Annotated in this window: 12 protein-coding genes and 1 tRNA gene; 10 read left to right on the forward strand and 3 right to left on the reverse strand. The window is 39.6% G+C overall.

Features of this window, described 5'->3' with window-relative positions; all coding sequences use genetic code 11:
* Positions 1–27 precede the first annotated feature (27 nt).
* Positions 28–1,416, forward strand: a complete 1,389-nt coding sequence (locus tag CC99x_RS01360; RefSeq protein ID WP_057623442.1) for an N-acetylmuramoyl-L-alanine amidase — start codon at positions 28–30, stop codon at positions 1,414–1,416.
* 51 nt (positions 1,417–1,467) lie between these two features.
* Positions 1,468–3,207: a DNA mismatch repair endonuclease MutL gene (gene mutL, locus CC99x_RS01365; protein WP_057623443.1), complete on the forward strand. Its 1,740-nt coding sequence runs from the start codon at positions 1,468–1,470 to the stop codon at positions 3,205–3,207.
* On the opposite strand, the gene CC99x_RS01370 is transcribed toward mutL, so the two are convergent.
* On the reverse strand, positions 3,177–4,760 hold the full coding sequence (locus CC99x_RS01370) for a tetratricopeptide repeat-containing sulfotransferase family protein (protein ID WP_057623445.1): 1,584 nt from the start codon (positions 4,758–4,760) through the stop codon (positions 3,177–3,179). The genes mutL and CC99x_RS01370 overlap by 31 nt on opposite strands.
* Before the next feature lie 186 nt (positions 4,761–4,946).
* Between CC99x_RS01370 and miaA the strand changes: the two genes are divergently transcribed.
* Complete coding sequence (gene miaA / locus CC99x_RS01375) at positions 4,947–5,885, forward strand: tRNA (adenosine(37)-N6)-dimethylallyltransferase MiaA (protein WP_057623448.1); 939 nt, start codon at positions 4,947–4,949, stop codon at positions 5,883–5,885.
* A 17-nt stretch (positions 5,886–5,902) separates the two neighbouring features.
* Here the strand turns inward: miaA and CC99x_RS01380 are convergent, their stop codons facing one another.
* On the reverse strand, positions 5,903–6,739 hold the full coding sequence (locus tag CC99x_RS01380; RefSeq protein WP_057623450.1) for a queuosine precursor transporter: 837 nt from the start codon (positions 6,737–6,739) through the stop codon (positions 5,903–5,905).
* A 124-nt stretch (positions 6,740–6,863) separates the two neighbouring features.
* On the opposite strand from CC99x_RS01380, the gene CC99x_RS01385 reads away from it, so the two are divergent.
* The 7 genes from CC99x_RS01385 to CC99x_RS01415 all read left to right on the forward strand — a co-directional run bounded on the left by CC99x_RS01385 (position 6,864) and on the right by CC99x_RS01415 (position 13,143).
* Positions 6,864–7,580: a hypothetical protein gene (locus CC99x_RS01385; protein WP_057623452.1), complete on the forward strand. Its 717-nt coding sequence runs from the start codon at positions 6,864–6,866 to the stop codon at positions 7,578–7,580.
* Between the two features lie 111 nt (positions 7,581–7,691).
* Positions 7,692–7,955 (forward strand): RNA chaperone Hfq, encoded by a 264-nt coding sequence (hfq, locus tag CC99x_RS01390; protein WP_057623751.1) that lies wholly within the window; start codon positions 7,692–7,694, stop codon positions 7,953–7,955.
* A gap of 33 nt (positions 7,956–7,988) precedes the next feature.
* Positions 7,989–9,290, forward strand: coding sequence for a ribosome rescue GTPase HflX (gene hflX, locus CC99x_RS01395; protein WP_057623454.1), 1,302 nt, complete (start codon positions 7,989–7,991; stop codon positions 9,288–9,290).
* Positions 9,291–9,310: 20 nt separating this feature from the next.
* Positions 9,311–10,543, forward strand: coding sequence for an FtsH protease activity modulator HflK (gene hflK / locus CC99x_RS01400; RefSeq protein WP_057623457.1), 1,233 nt, complete (start codon positions 9,311–9,313; stop codon positions 10,541–10,543).
* Positions 10,540–11,472, forward strand: a complete 933-nt coding sequence (gene hflC, locus CC99x_RS01405; RefSeq protein ID WP_057623459.1) for a protease modulator HflC — start codon at positions 10,540–10,542, stop codon at positions 11,470–11,472. The genes hflK and hflC overlap by 4 nt, the downstream gene beginning before the upstream one ends.
* Before the next feature lie 139 nt (positions 11,473–11,611).
* Complete coding sequence (locus CC99x_RS01410) at positions 11,612–11,806, forward strand: DUF2065 domain-containing protein (protein ID WP_057623461.1); 195 nt, start codon at positions 11,612–11,614, stop codon at positions 11,804–11,806.
* A 38-nt stretch (positions 11,807–11,844) separates the two neighbouring features.
* On the forward strand, positions 11,845–13,143 hold the full coding sequence (locus tag CC99x_RS01415; RefSeq protein ID WP_057623463.1) for an adenylosuccinate synthase: 1,299 nt from the start codon (positions 11,845–11,847) through the stop codon (positions 13,141–13,143).
* A 138-nt stretch (positions 13,144–13,281) separates the two neighbouring features.
* Here CC99x_RS01415 and CC99x_RS01420 read toward each other — a convergent pair.
* Positions 13,282–13,368 (reverse strand) — tRNA-Leu (locus CC99x_RS01420).
* Positions 13,369–13,370 lie beyond the last annotated feature (2 nt).

Consider the following 13,370-nt stretch of genomic DNA (forward strand, 5'->3'; position numbering starts at 1 on the left):
TCATTTTTAAGTCTTTTCGTTTTCTCAATGGCATTGGTGTTTTTGGGTATGCGTCTTGCTATGGGGGCTACAACCATTCAGGGAGCACGTGTATGGGCTGCACCTGACAATACGCGTGTTGTTTTTGATATTTCTGATCAAGTGGAATATAAATTATTTACTTTAAGCAATCCAAATCGTGTTGTGATTGATTTCAAAAATGCAGATTGGAAAGCTAAAGGTGCACCTCAGCTGAATGACTCCAATATCAAAAGCTTTAGGCATGGGGTTCGTGACACGCATGATCTAAGAGTGGTATTCGATTTGCATGAAGCCGCAAAGCCAAAAAGTTTTATACTGGCACCCAACAAGACTTATGGCCATCGCTTGGTTCTTGATTTAGAAAGCACAACGAAGAAAAGCGTAGAGAAGGGTATAGAAAAGAATACCGAGCAGATAATATCAGTACCTGAAGTATCATCGTCATTACCGACTCCTATTAAGCGACCTCAAAAACAACAGAATAATAAGCGCTATATTGTTGCCATTGATCCAGGGCATGGAGGAGAAGATCCTGGTGCTGTGGGTAGAAGATTTAAAACCAAAGAAAAAGACATTGTTTTACAAGTCGCGAGAATGCTAGAAAGAAAGGTGAATGAAACACCTGGATTACAAGCTTTCCTGATTCGAAATGGTGACTATTATGTTGGATTGCGGCAGAGAATAAACAAAGCCAGAGGGCAAGGTGCCGATCTTTTTGTGTCGATACATGCTGATTCATTTAAAGATTCAAAAGCAACAGGCGCATCAGTTTTTATCTTATCAGAGAAAGGAGCAAGTAGTGAGGCCGCTCGTTGGTTAGCAGAATCTGAAAATAGAGCTGATTTAATAGGTGGTATTAGTTTAGATGATAAAGGGGATGTGTTGGCACAGGTGCTGCTTGATTTATCTCAATCTGCGACAAAGGCTGCGAGTTATGAATTAGGGCAATCTGTCTTAAATAGTTTAGGGCGTGTGACTAATTTGCATAAAGCGTCTGTGCAGCAGGCTGGTTTTGCTGTTTTAAAATCACCCGATATACCTTCTATTTTAGTAGAAGTAGGCTTTCTCTCTAATCATATTGGAGAAGAAAATCTACGCAAGGCGGCGCACCAAGAAAAAATAGCAAGTGCATTGTTAGAAGGTGTAAAAGCATATTTTGCGCACCGTGGACAACCTCTGAATAAACCCGTGCCTAAGCAAATGGATGGGGGGCAAATCGCAAAAGTATATAAAGCGCATAAAGTACATGAAGTCAAATCAGGTGAGACTTTGCAAAAAATAGCACTTCGGTATAAAACCAGCACAACAGCGATTGTGTCACATAACCGCTTGAAATCTCATATTCTCCAAGTCGGGCAACAACTCAAAATCCCTGCTGAATCATCAGCAGGTTAAGGCACACTATGAGAAGTAACTACTTGTTCTATAGACAAAGGAGAAGGTTCATTGAGAATTAAAAAACTTTCTTCTCTATTGGCAAATCAAATTGCAGCAGGAGAAGTCATTGAACGTCCTGCTTCCGTGCTCAAGGAATGTGTTGAAAATAGTTTGGATGCTGGTGCAACGAGAATTGATATTGAAGTTGAAAATGCGGGTATGGGATTGATCCGAATTAAAGATAATGGCTGTGGTATTGCAAAGGATGATTTAGCGTTGGCCTTGGATAGGCATGCGACCAGCAAGATTCAGCATGTGGAGGATCTCTTTTGCATTGATAGTTTAGGTTTTAGAGGGGAAGCATTAGCCAGTATATCAAGTGTTGCGAAAATTAGGCTGATTTCTCAAAACTCTGATGATATGAGTTCTGCATGGGAGCTGCGTGCAGAGCAATCACAAGATGCACAAATATTCCCCACCAGTCATCCTGTCGGCACCACCATAGAAATTAGAGATTTATTTTATAACGTTCCTGTGCGTAGAAAGTTCTTAAAAAGTGAGAAAACAGAGCTTTATCATTTATTGGAAGTATATAAGAAATTTGTACTTAGTGATTTTGAGGTTGGCTTCTCTTTCAAAAGTAATCAGCGTAGATTTAAATCCTATGCGCCAGCAACAAGTGATCAAAATAAATTATCACGTATTAAAAATGTCTGTGGTTCAACTTTTTTAGATCATGCCATTAAAATAGATGTGATTTATCAGGCGATGCGCTTGTGGGGTTGGGTCGGGCTGGTTGATGTTGCCAAAAGGCAAGCAGACAACCAATATTTCTTTGTGAATAAAAGAATGGTACGAGATAAGTTGATTAATCATGCCATTAAAAACGCCTATCGCTTGATGGGGCATGAGCGCTCAGATCTTTATCCCAGTTATGCGCTTTATTTAGAGTTACCTTGTGATCAGGTAGATGTAAATGTGCATCCTACTAAGCATGAGGTACGCTTTGTTGAAGCGGCATGGGTGCATGATTTTATTGAAAAATGTATTAAAGAAGCTTTGCTAACTGCGCCTATTGCCATTGAAGCAGAAGCAACAGATTCAACAGCATCTTCAATAGAACCAACAAAATTTACCGATAAACAGATATATACGGAGTATTCAGAGAGAAAATTTTCTGCTCCTTCCGCTGTTTCTTCTGCTGCTATTCATGATAGATATCCACAACCCAAAACCATTGCCATGCAGCAAAGTCCTGTTTTACCTAAAATGCATGAAGTGATATCTCCTGTTATACCTGCGCCGGATAACAGTCAGCGATTTTTTATGCTTCAGCAAGAGAAGCATATTTATTTGTGTGATTTGGTACAAGCGCAGTCTAAATTGTTTTTTCATTTCATCAATACACCTTTAGCCTTGGAGATGAAAAAAGCGGTTTTATTTCCAATTGAATTGCCTATCGCCTGTGGTGCTATTGAAACAATGACTGGGTTGGGTGCTGTTGGTTTTGAGATACGCCAAACAGGGGAAAAGGCTGTTATCACACATATACCATTTTTTATTGATGCGAATGATGTTCTAGAAATCGTGGCACATATTCGTGCTTTAGAAAATAAGCATGTGCCTGCAATCAAGGAAATATTACTCTCCTATGTGGATGCTCAAGCTGTTTTCAAGATCCCACATGGTTGGTTAGAGTTTTTCTTCATACAGTGGTTATCACAAACTGCAAAAGGGCCATGGATCTGCTTGGAAAAACATGTGCTTATTCAAGAAATTCAAGAAAATAATTTTAATTTTTCTAAATGATAGTTATATTGACTAAAATAGTTTTGATATTGTTGCCATAAATGAATTTCATTATCATGCAGCGCATCTTGAAATTGTTTCATTCCTTCTGGCATTTCTTTGCCTAAGCCAGTAAATTCATAAATATCCTGAATGGTTTTGGCTGGATCTTGAATAAGCGATTCGTATTGGATGGTTTTTATGTCAAGTTTTAAGGTTTTTTCCCAATAAGTCATGATACGCCTATATTCGATATAATATTGAACGATATTAGCAATATCATAAGCCCAGAAATTGCCTGTAGAGAAATATTTAAAGAATATTTGCAAGATATGATCCAGTGGATCTCTCACAACATGGATAAGCTTCGCATTTGGAAACATCATGGCAATAAAACCTAAATATCTAAAATTGCATGGTGTTGTATCTGTAAAATAGTCAAAGGCTTGAGTAGGAGCTATCTCAAAAATGCCATTTTTCATTGCTCCTTCGTTGCAGCTCCTTTTGTGCTGCTCATTGACATCTGCGTAAACTGCGCTGCTCAAAGAATCTGCGCCTTGGCTGAACGAAAAATTACTATTTTTGAGATAGCTTCTAGCACGCATTGCCATTTGTTTTTTGTAATGCTTGGCTAAGTTTTCTGTGAGCGCTATCGTTAAATCTCTCTTCATGTCTGAGAATAAATTTATATAATGATTCTCTCTGCCAGAATTAAAAACCAGTTTATCAATCATGCCAAACTCTTCTAATGCGAATACCATTTTATGTTTTGATAAACACTTCTCAACCAGTGTTTTACCAGAGCGTGGTATGCCAATGATAAAAATTGGCGTTTGTTCGCTGGCCTCACGTTGCACAGAGAATATTGACTCAGGGAATAGCTTAATAATGGAATCAATTTTTTGCGTGTATTGGCTTACATTAAAAGAATGCGTCTTATGTTTAAAAAAATTACCCACGCTGTAATAATCGATTGCTTTGTCGATGATATTACAATCACGAAATATTTTACCCAGAGAAAAATAGCATTGTGCTTTTTCTTCATTGGATAGTTTTTGATGTTGCATGATTTGTTCAATATGGTGTCGATCAGGATGATCGATGCTCTCGTATCGAATACAGAGGCTCATGTTTCGATAGGCTTTGGTGGAGTTAGGATTTAACGCCAGAATACTGCGATAGCATTTTTCAGCGGCGTCTAACTTTTCTAAATGCCGACAGGTTGCACCTAAATTAAGAAAATAATTCTCTCGATTTGGATTTAAGAGAATCGCTTTTTGAAAACTTTCTTCTGCAGAGATTAAGTGATTGAGTGCAAGATAAGTAATACCTATGTAATAGTATAATCGATCATCTTCTGGAGATAGCTGAATGGCTTTTTGAAAGTTTTCAATGGCTAGGTCAAATGCCTCTGTTTTGTAGAAAGATTTGCCAAGTAAAGCATATGACGTTACCAATATGTCGGTATCTTGGTGACTCTGTAAAAGTGGCGTAATCAAATGGATCGCTTTGTTGTATTGCTTTGCGATGATTAATTGATTTGCTTTTTTTAATGTTTGATTGAGTAGTGACATAGTCTATAAAAAATCAGTTGAACACCTACATACTCTGCATTGAGTATAGCCTGTCTATCATTTTATTGAGAAAATCCTTCCAATGCCAAGCAGTTTTATATTTAAAGAGTGTTAGCTAGCCTTGACGCAGTTTACTTGATTCGATAGGATTCACCCTCTTTACATCTTTAGCAGTTTATCGCCCTGATGAATCAAGTCATATGTCTTTTAGGCCCTACATCCTCTGGTAAAACCGATCTTGCTATTGCTTTGAGTCAAAAGCTACCCGTAGAAATAATCAGTGTAGATTCAACCCAAGTTTACTGTGATTTAAATATCGGTTCGGGCAAACCGAGTCGAGAGATCTTAGAAAAATCACCTCATCATTTAATCGATATTTTGCCACCCGATCAAGCCTATAGTGCAGCACAATTTGCAGAGGATACTAATAAATTAATTGTGGCTATCCGTCAACGAGGGAAAATTCCTTTGTTAGTGGGAGGAACCATGATGTATTTTCATACCTTGATAAATGGTTTACATACACTACCCGCAGCAGACCCAGCTTTAAGGGAAAGTTTAGAAGCAGAAGGGCATCAGATTGGTTGGTCTATGATGCATCAGAAATTGCAGCAAGTTGATCCTGAGGCTGCATTGCGTATAAAACCCAATGATAAGCAACGTATACAGCGTGCACTAGAAATTTATCATACAACCCAAAGACCGATGAGTAGTTTTTTGCATGAGCAAAAAGCCCCTTCCTCTTTTTCTTTTCTTAGCTTTGCGTTGATTCCTTTGCAAACAGATAGGGCGGTTTTGCATCATCGTATTAACCAAAGATTCCAAGGGATGTTGGATCAAAGCTTTGTTGAAGAAGTGCAGCATTTACGTGAGAAATATGTATTACATGAAAATTTACCAAGTATGAGGGCTGTTGGTTATCGCCACGTTTGGCAATATTTAGAAGGTACCATTAGTTATGATGTGATGCAGGAGGGGGCAAAGGCTGCAACACGTCAATTAGCAAAACGACAATTGACATGGTTGCGACGTTGGCCAGGCATTGTGAACTTGGATTTTATGGATGAAAAGAACCTCAATATTGTGAGCGAATACATTGAAAAAGTAAGTAAGAGCACACGCTAATTCGGCTTGCGCTCAATTCAACCAGGTTGCTTTTCTACAAATTGAAGCTGTGGTGACATGACCGTCTTCTTTTTAATGAGCCAGACGAAGAAGTAGCATGGAATCGTATCCAGTAATGCCGCAAAGAATTTAAAGCCATAACTTGAGAGAATAACCGTCACCAGTGAGAACTGGCTTGTATCAGATTTCCCCCATGCTAAATGTTTTGTCATAAAATAAGTGCAAGTGAGTACTAAGCAGGTATCTACAAATTGACTGATAAAGGTTGAAACATTATTGCGTAACCATAAATGTTTGTTTTTGGTTAAATTTTTCAAAAAATGAAATATATAGACATCCAGGTATTGGGCAACAAGATAGGCGAGCATAGATGAGATAATCGCTGTCATCGTTAGAAAGCGAATATAGTAAAAATGGCTCTCTGGATTGGTTTGTGTTGCAATGCTTGCATCTGGAATTAAGGGGGCAGGTAAGCCACAAAGCCAAAATAAAACAAGCATTGCCAGATTTGCAATCAGTCCTGCGGTGACTAAACGATTTGCGGCTTGTTTTCCATAGCATTCACTGATGATATCTGTGCAAAGAAAGGTTAAGGGGTAGGGTAAAACCCCAATCGGTAGCGTAACAAAGAGGTTATAGTGCCAAAGTGAAAAATCGATGGTCACAAAACGGCTAATGTTCATCACATTAATAAGGCACAGTGTGCTGATAAATACCGCAGAAATGATTAAATAAATAGAATGATGTCGGCTGTCAGCGAGTGGCAAATAAGAAGTGCTTGGATTCATATACAACAATAGAAACAGCAAAACTAGTGAAGTCGCAATGGTACCTTCTTTCAGCGGATAACTCAATCATCCTTACAAGACTGTATTCCTTAAGCATTTGTAAAAAAAGAAATTTATACTCTAAAGCACCGAATAATTAGCCACGAGGAACACCCTACTGGCGGCGTGAGTTGTTATGGGGGATTGTCAGATGCTAGGGCACACGCTATTGTGTAATTTAAGACAAGATCCTCTGACTGAACGAGAGAATGGTTCAATGACTCAAAAACGCTGGAAGCTCTATGGAATTATTGGCTGTATTATTTTGGCATTGATGCTGGGCGTGGGAAGTTGGCACCAAAAAGTCACTATTACAGAGAATAAGCTATCGCTTGGATTGAAGACCATTGGCCCAGCAGTGGAGAGACGACACCTCGCTATCCAAAATTTGGTTGCGCACCTACAAAAAGATGAGCCTGATAATCAGCAGTTACAAGCGATAGCGAACTACATGGATGCTTTAGAGAAAGCCCCATTTTCCTATGATAAATTGTTGGTTGATAGTGCGACGAATCAAGCTTTTGTTGCTCAAGAACAAGAAGTCACAAAACTGGTTGAAGATCTATTGACCTATGGTGCTTCTAAGGAATCCTTGCGTAGAAACTTACCTTATTACAGGCAGGCGCGTAATACTTATTATGTTAGTTTGCAAGTTTATAATGTGCAAAATACGCTCAATGAAGAAGTGATGTATTTTAATCGGCAGATAACAGGTGTTTTCAAAGGCACACTCAATAAGATTTTTTTCCAGTATCGTGTGCGTCTAAAATTAGAGGATATGGTGAGTAAGGCGATCGAAAAATACCAGCGATACACCGTGATGCCTTCTGCAAAACCCCCTAAAGAAGCGCTGAAGCCTGGGCGATAAGTTTATTAACTGTTCTAAAGGCATTTTGCATTCAAAAGTTGCATGGTACTATGTGCAATAGCCAGGGATTATGCAAATAAGCTAGATAATAAAATAATAAGGAGCTACCACATGTCAAAGGGGCAATCTTTGCAAGACCCTTTTTTGAATGCACTTCGAAAGGAAAAAATACCCGTTTCTATCTATCTGGTAAATGGCATCAAATTACAAGGACAGGTTGAATCATTCGATCAGTTTGTGGTTCTCTTGAAAAATAGCGTTAGTCAGATGGTGTATAAACATGCTATCTCCACAGTGGTTCCAGCAAGGAACGTAAGCAGTAAGCTGCCAACTCCCGGTCAAAACGGCGATGACTTTAGCCATAGTGAAGATTGATAAAGCAAAATGAGCGTTTAAGGAGCTGATGTATTGTTTGAGCGCCCAAAAAGTGGTGAACGGGCGGTTTTGGTCCATTTAACCTTTCCTCATATTAGCGAATCTTCTGACTCTGCAGAATTTGCCGAGCTTGCAATGGCCGCAGGTGCTGAACCTGTGGCAAAAATCTTTGGGCGTCGTCCAGCGCCGGATCCCAAATTTTTTATTGGAAAGGGTAAGTTAGAAGAAATTAAATCTGCTTTAGCTGCATTTGATGCAGCGCTTATTATTTTTAATCACGAGCTTTCTCCTGCTCAAGAGCGAAATGTGGAGAGAGAAACACGTTGCAGAGTATTATCCAGAACAGGTTTAATCTTAGATATTTTTGCTCAGCGTGCCCGAACATTTGAAGGTAAATTGCAGGTTGAATTGGCTCAGTTAAACCATATGTCGACACGTTTAGTGAGAGGCTGGACCCATTTAGAGCGACAAAAGGGTGGCATTGGTTTACGTGGACCTGGTGAAACGCAATTAGAAAGCGATCGTCGATTATTGCGTCGTCGCGTTGAATTCATTAAGCAAAGACTGGATAAAGTAAAAGTAAGCCGTGAGCAAAGTCGTCGTGCGAGAACACGTCAGGCTATCCCGACGATTTCGTTGGTTGGTTATACCAATGCTGGAAAATCTACCTTATTTAATGCGCTAACAGGTGCACATGTGTTAGTTGCAAATCAATTATTTGCGACCTTAGATCCAACCTTGCGTGCCATTGAACTACCTGAAATTGGTAAAGTCATTTTAGCCGATACGGTAGGGTTTGTAAGTCAGTTGCCACATGGTTTGGTGGATGCTTTTCGAGCAACCTTAGAAGAGGTAGCGCAATCTGCTTTATTGATTCATGTTGTCGATGCACATGATGACAAAAGAGATGAGCATATACATCAAGTTAATTTGGTTTTAAATGAGATTGGGGCAGATGATCTTCAACAAATTGTTGTGATGAACAAATCTGATTTAGATGAGTCATTTACTCATGGGGAAAACGAAGATCAAGGTAATCTAAATAACTATCCGCCCCATCAAATTGCCACTTCTGCATTAACAGGGCAAGGCCTTGAGCAGCTTTTACTGGCAATACAGAAGGCGCTTAGCCAAGAAACTGTTATAGGGTGGATACAAGTTGCAGCAAATGAGGGTAAAATGAGGGCTTTGTTTTACCAAAATCACGCCGTAGTAGAAGAACTGCCACAAGAAGATGGTGGTTTTAACATGAAAATTAAGGTAAGTGGCATTAAATGGCGTCAAATGTGCCAGGTATTCACAGAATTGTCATCTAAATTACAAAATATACCATAAGATAGCATAAGGGGTTCGGCATGTCTTGGAATGATCCAGAAAGGGATGAAAGAGGTAAGAAAAAAGATCCCTGGGGGAAAAACGCAGAAGCGCCACCAGATTTGGATGAAACATTACGTCAATTCCAACAAAAGTTGAGAAAAGTATTTGGGGGCGGAGAAGGCGGAAATTCCGGTGGTTTCTCTTCAAATAAAGGGGCGCCAGGCGCGAGCATGTTTGGGATGGTTGTTGTTAGCATCGTTATCTTTGCTATTTATGTTGTGAGTGGTATTTTCATTGTTGATCCACCAGAAAAAGCAGTGATCACTCGCTTTGGGCAATACATCAAAACCGTGGGACCAGGCCCACATTGGATTGCACCATTGATTGAAAGTAGAAAAATTGTAAATGTGGAAAAGATTCATTCTGAGACACATTTAGCACACATGATTACCAAAGATAAAAATATTGCAACCGCAGAGATTGCCATTCAGTACAAAATTGATAATCCAGAGGATTATTTGTTTAATTTACCTGACCCCAGAAATACGCTGACATTAGCAATGCGCAGTGCCCTGCGTTCTGGTGTTGGTAGAGTCACGATGGATGAAATTATGACAGAAGGTCGTACCGAGACTTCGCTATATATTCGCGATCAAATTCAGAGTATTTTGAATAATTATGGTGCTGGTATAAAAATTACGCGAGCTAATTTGCGTAAAACAACGGTACCAGAAGGCCAAGTGCAAGAAGCCTACGATGATGCGAATGCCGCAAGACAAGATCAAGAAAAAGTGATCAACGAGGCGATGGCTGAAAAAATTAAGCAGATCAATGGTGCAGAAGGTGAGGCTAAATCCATTATCAATGAAGCACAGGCTTATCGCGAAAGTAAGGTATTAGAAGCACAAGGTAACACGCAACGATTTCTTGAAGTTTTGCCTGAGTACAAACTTGCGCCTGATATTACGCAAGAAAGGCTTTATATTGAAACCATGCAAGAAGTCTATGCAAATAGTAATAAAGTATTGATAGACGTAGATAGCGGCAATAATATGGTTTATATCCCTCTGGATAAAATTGTAGATGCCAATAAAGCATCAAGAAAAGATTTGTCGGACTCAACGACTTCTTCAACACAGCAATTAAGAAGTGGGCCTCAATCTGCTGTTTCTGATTATTCAACTACCAAAAGCGCCACACGGCAATCCTCATCGGCTCGTCCGACCTATTCAAACTCATCACGTCCAGTGAGAGAGGGGGCATCTTCATGAATGTTACAAAAACATTAATATTAACAATTATTGCTATCTTTGTATTAGCTGCAGGTTTGAGCCTTTACACCGTTAATGAAACTCAGCGTGCGATTGTGACTCGATTAGGGCAATTACTTGAAGATAAAGATGGCAACGTAAAGGTATTTGAGCCTGGTTTGCATATTAAGATGCCTTTTATTGATCAAATTAAGTTTTTGGATAAGCGTTTGCAAACGACCGAGTTAAGCGAAACAAGAATGCCTACCAAAGAAAATGAGTTCTTGATTGTCAGCTTATTTACAAAATGGCATATCAGAGATTTTAAGAAATTTTATAATGCTAGCGGCACTATCTTAAATGCAGATCATAAAATCAAAGAGCAGCTTGATGAAGTATTGAGAACAGAGGTTGCTAAGCGAAAAATTGATGATCTTGTATGGGAAGAGAGAGATATTTTGATGGATCGCATTCAAAGTGCTGCGAATGAAATGGCTAAAACACTGGGTGTGGAAGTTGTCGATGCGCGGGTTGTACGTCTTGATTTGCCTGATTCTATTCAGCAAAAAGTATTTACACGTATGGAGACAAACATTCGTAAGTTGGCAGCTGAAAGAAGAACCGCGGGTGAGCGAAAGGCAAGGGAAATTGTTGCTGAAGCTTATAAAGATGCTAATGTGATTCGTGCTAAGGCCAAGGAAGAAGGCTTGAGAACCCAGGGTGAGGGCGATGCAAAGGCGACCAGAATATATGCAGAAGCCTATAAGCAAGCACCGGAATTTTACTTGTTTTACAGACGATTGGAAGCCTATCGAGAGACATTTAAAGGTAATAATGATATCCTTGTCCTAAAACCGGATGATGATTTCTTTAAATATTTCCGAAGAGGGTCTACTAAATCAAAAGCACAGACACTTAACAGCGGAGCTGAAGAAAAAAGAGCTGGTTAACTAGTTTTTTGTTTGGGTACGGGCGCAATACGCGCCCGCATTTATTTTAGGGGTTTAAGGATGCGAGTGCGCAGCCAACAAAACCTAAAATTTGAATGTTGAAGAGTATTAGTCGAAAGAGAAGGTGTGAGTCGTTACGATGTGGGAAGATTTATTTGTAGCCTGTGCATTGGTACTGGTCATTGAAGGGCTGATGCCTTTTATAAGTCCTGTAAAATGGCGCACCTTTATGCTACGTGTTTCTGAGCAGCCAGATAAAGCGCTGCGTATTATGGGTTTGGTAAGTATGCTATCAGGAGTGCTCTTATTATTTCTGATTCGCTCCTTTGATTAGATGTAGAGTTTTGATAAATGAGTATGAAAGGTCTCGAAATGAATAAACGAATGGTTGTATTGGGGAGCCAATGGGGTGATGAAGGAAAGGGAAAGCTCGTTGATTTAATCGCCAACAAAGTAAAATATGTCGTGCGCTTCCAAGGTGGTCATAACGCAGGACACACTTTAGTCATACGGGGCGATAAGACCGTATTACATTTAATCCCTTCTGGTATTTTGCATGATCAGGTGATGGCTATATTAGCGCCTGGCATGGTTATTTCTCCAAGCGCCTTGGTTAAAGAGCTTGATCAATTAAAGCAAAAAGGCTTTGAGGTTGAGAATAAGCTTTTGATCTCTGATCAAGCGACTTTATTATTGCCTTATCACGTGGCTTTAGACAAAGCGAGAGAAAAAGAAAAAGCTTCACAGAAAATTGGTACGACCCAGCGCGGCATTGGACCTGCTTACGAAGATAAAATTGCAAGAAGAGGCTTTAAATTTGGGGCGGTCTTGTATAACCAAGATATTGAAACCGATCTGAAAGAAGTCTTGGATTATCATAATTTTGTATTACAAAATTACTATCAAGCGCCAGCGGTCAGTTTTGATGAAATTAAGCAAGAATTAGATTTAATTCGTAATCGATTACATTCAAAAATTACAGATACAACTTCATTATTGCACCAAGCCATTGAAGAAAATGCAGCGATACTCTTTGAAGGCGCACAGGGCACATTGTTGGATATTGATCATGGTACTTATCCTTTTGTGACATCGTCTCATACCATTGCAGGTGGGGTTGCCGTGAGTTGTGGTATCTCTCCTAATGCGATTGGAGAAATTATTGCAGTAACCAAAGCATACTCAACCCGTGTGGGTAGTGGTCCCTTTCCAACAGAATTAATAGATGAGACAGGGCAATTTATTCAAAAGCAAGGTAATGAGTTTGGTGCTACAACGGGGCGCCCTCGACGCTGTGGTTGGTTTGATATGGTAATGGCTAAATATAGTGCAAAAGTAAATGGCTTTACGGGTATAGCGCTAACAAAGTTAGATGTTTTAGATGGATTACCTGAAATCAAAATTTGCGTTGCCTATCAATACAAAGGTGAAAAACGACTGACACCGCCAAATCATGCCGTTCCTTTAGAGCAATGCGAGCCTATTTATGAAACACTACCTGGTTGGCAGCAATCAACCAAAGGTATTGTTGAATGGGAACAGTTGCCTGAGAATGCACAGAAATATATCAAACGCCTAGAAACACTTGTAGGCGTTAAAATCGTATTGGTATCGACAGGTCCCGATCGAGAGGATACCTTATGGTTAGACAAAACGATTTGTCAGATGTAAACTCTAAATATAAGCATTTGAAAGAGGGCGCTATGCGCTCTCTCAATCTTAGAGTATTTTTAGAGAGTTTGATTGCTCAAGATACTGTAATCAGTCTCAAGAGTACTTTAAGTATAACAGTAGATTGGGACAGGCAATTGGTGCCGAGAAAAGGACTCGAACCTTCACGGGGTTACCCCCACAAGCATCTGAAGCTTGCGTGTCTACCAATTTCACCACCTCGGCCT

The sequence above is a fragment of the Candidatus Berkiella cookevillensis genome (assembly GCF_001431315.2).
GTDB lineage: Bacteria > Pseudomonadota > Gammaproteobacteria > Berkiellales > Berkiellaceae > Berkiella_A > Berkiella_A cookevillensis.

What these genes read in the sequence shown, in the direction of transcription:
- hflK (WP_057623457.1), top strand. Translation starts at nt 9,311, where the DNA reads ATGTCTTGGAATGATCCAGAAAGGGATGAAAGAGGTAAGAAAAAAGAT.
- CC99x_RS01415 (WP_057623463.1), top strand. Translation starts at nt 11,845, where the DNA reads ATGAATAAACGAATGGTTGTATTGGGGAGCCAATGGGGTGATGAAGGA.
- miaA (WP_057623448.1), top strand. Translation starts at nt 4,947, where the DNA reads ATGAATCAAGTCATATGTCTTTTAGGCCCTACATCCTCTGGTAAAACC.
- CC99x_RS01370 (WP_057623445.1), bottom strand. Translation starts at nt 4,760, where the DNA reads ATGTCACTACTCAATCAAACATTAAAAAAAGCAAATCAATTAATCATC.
- hflC (WP_057623459.1), top strand. Translation starts at nt 10,540, where the DNA reads ATGAATGTTACAAAAACATTAATATTAACAATTATTGCTATCTTTGTA.
- CC99x_RS01410 (WP_057623461.1), top strand. Translation starts at nt 11,612, where the DNA reads ATGTGGGAAGATTTATTTGTAGCCTGTGCATTGGTACTGGTCATTGAA.
- CC99x_RS01360 (WP_057623442.1), top strand. Translation starts at nt 28, where the DNA reads ATGGCATTGGTGTTTTTGGGTATGCGTCTTGCTATGGGGGCTACAACC.
- hfq (WP_057623751.1), top strand. Translation starts at nt 7,692, where the DNA reads ATGTCAAAGGGGCAATCTTTGCAAGACCCTTTTTTGAATGCACTTCGA.
- CC99x_RS01385 (WP_057623452.1), top strand. Translation starts at nt 6,864, where the DNA reads ATGCTAGGGCACACGCTATTGTGTAATTTAAGACAAGATCCTCTGACT.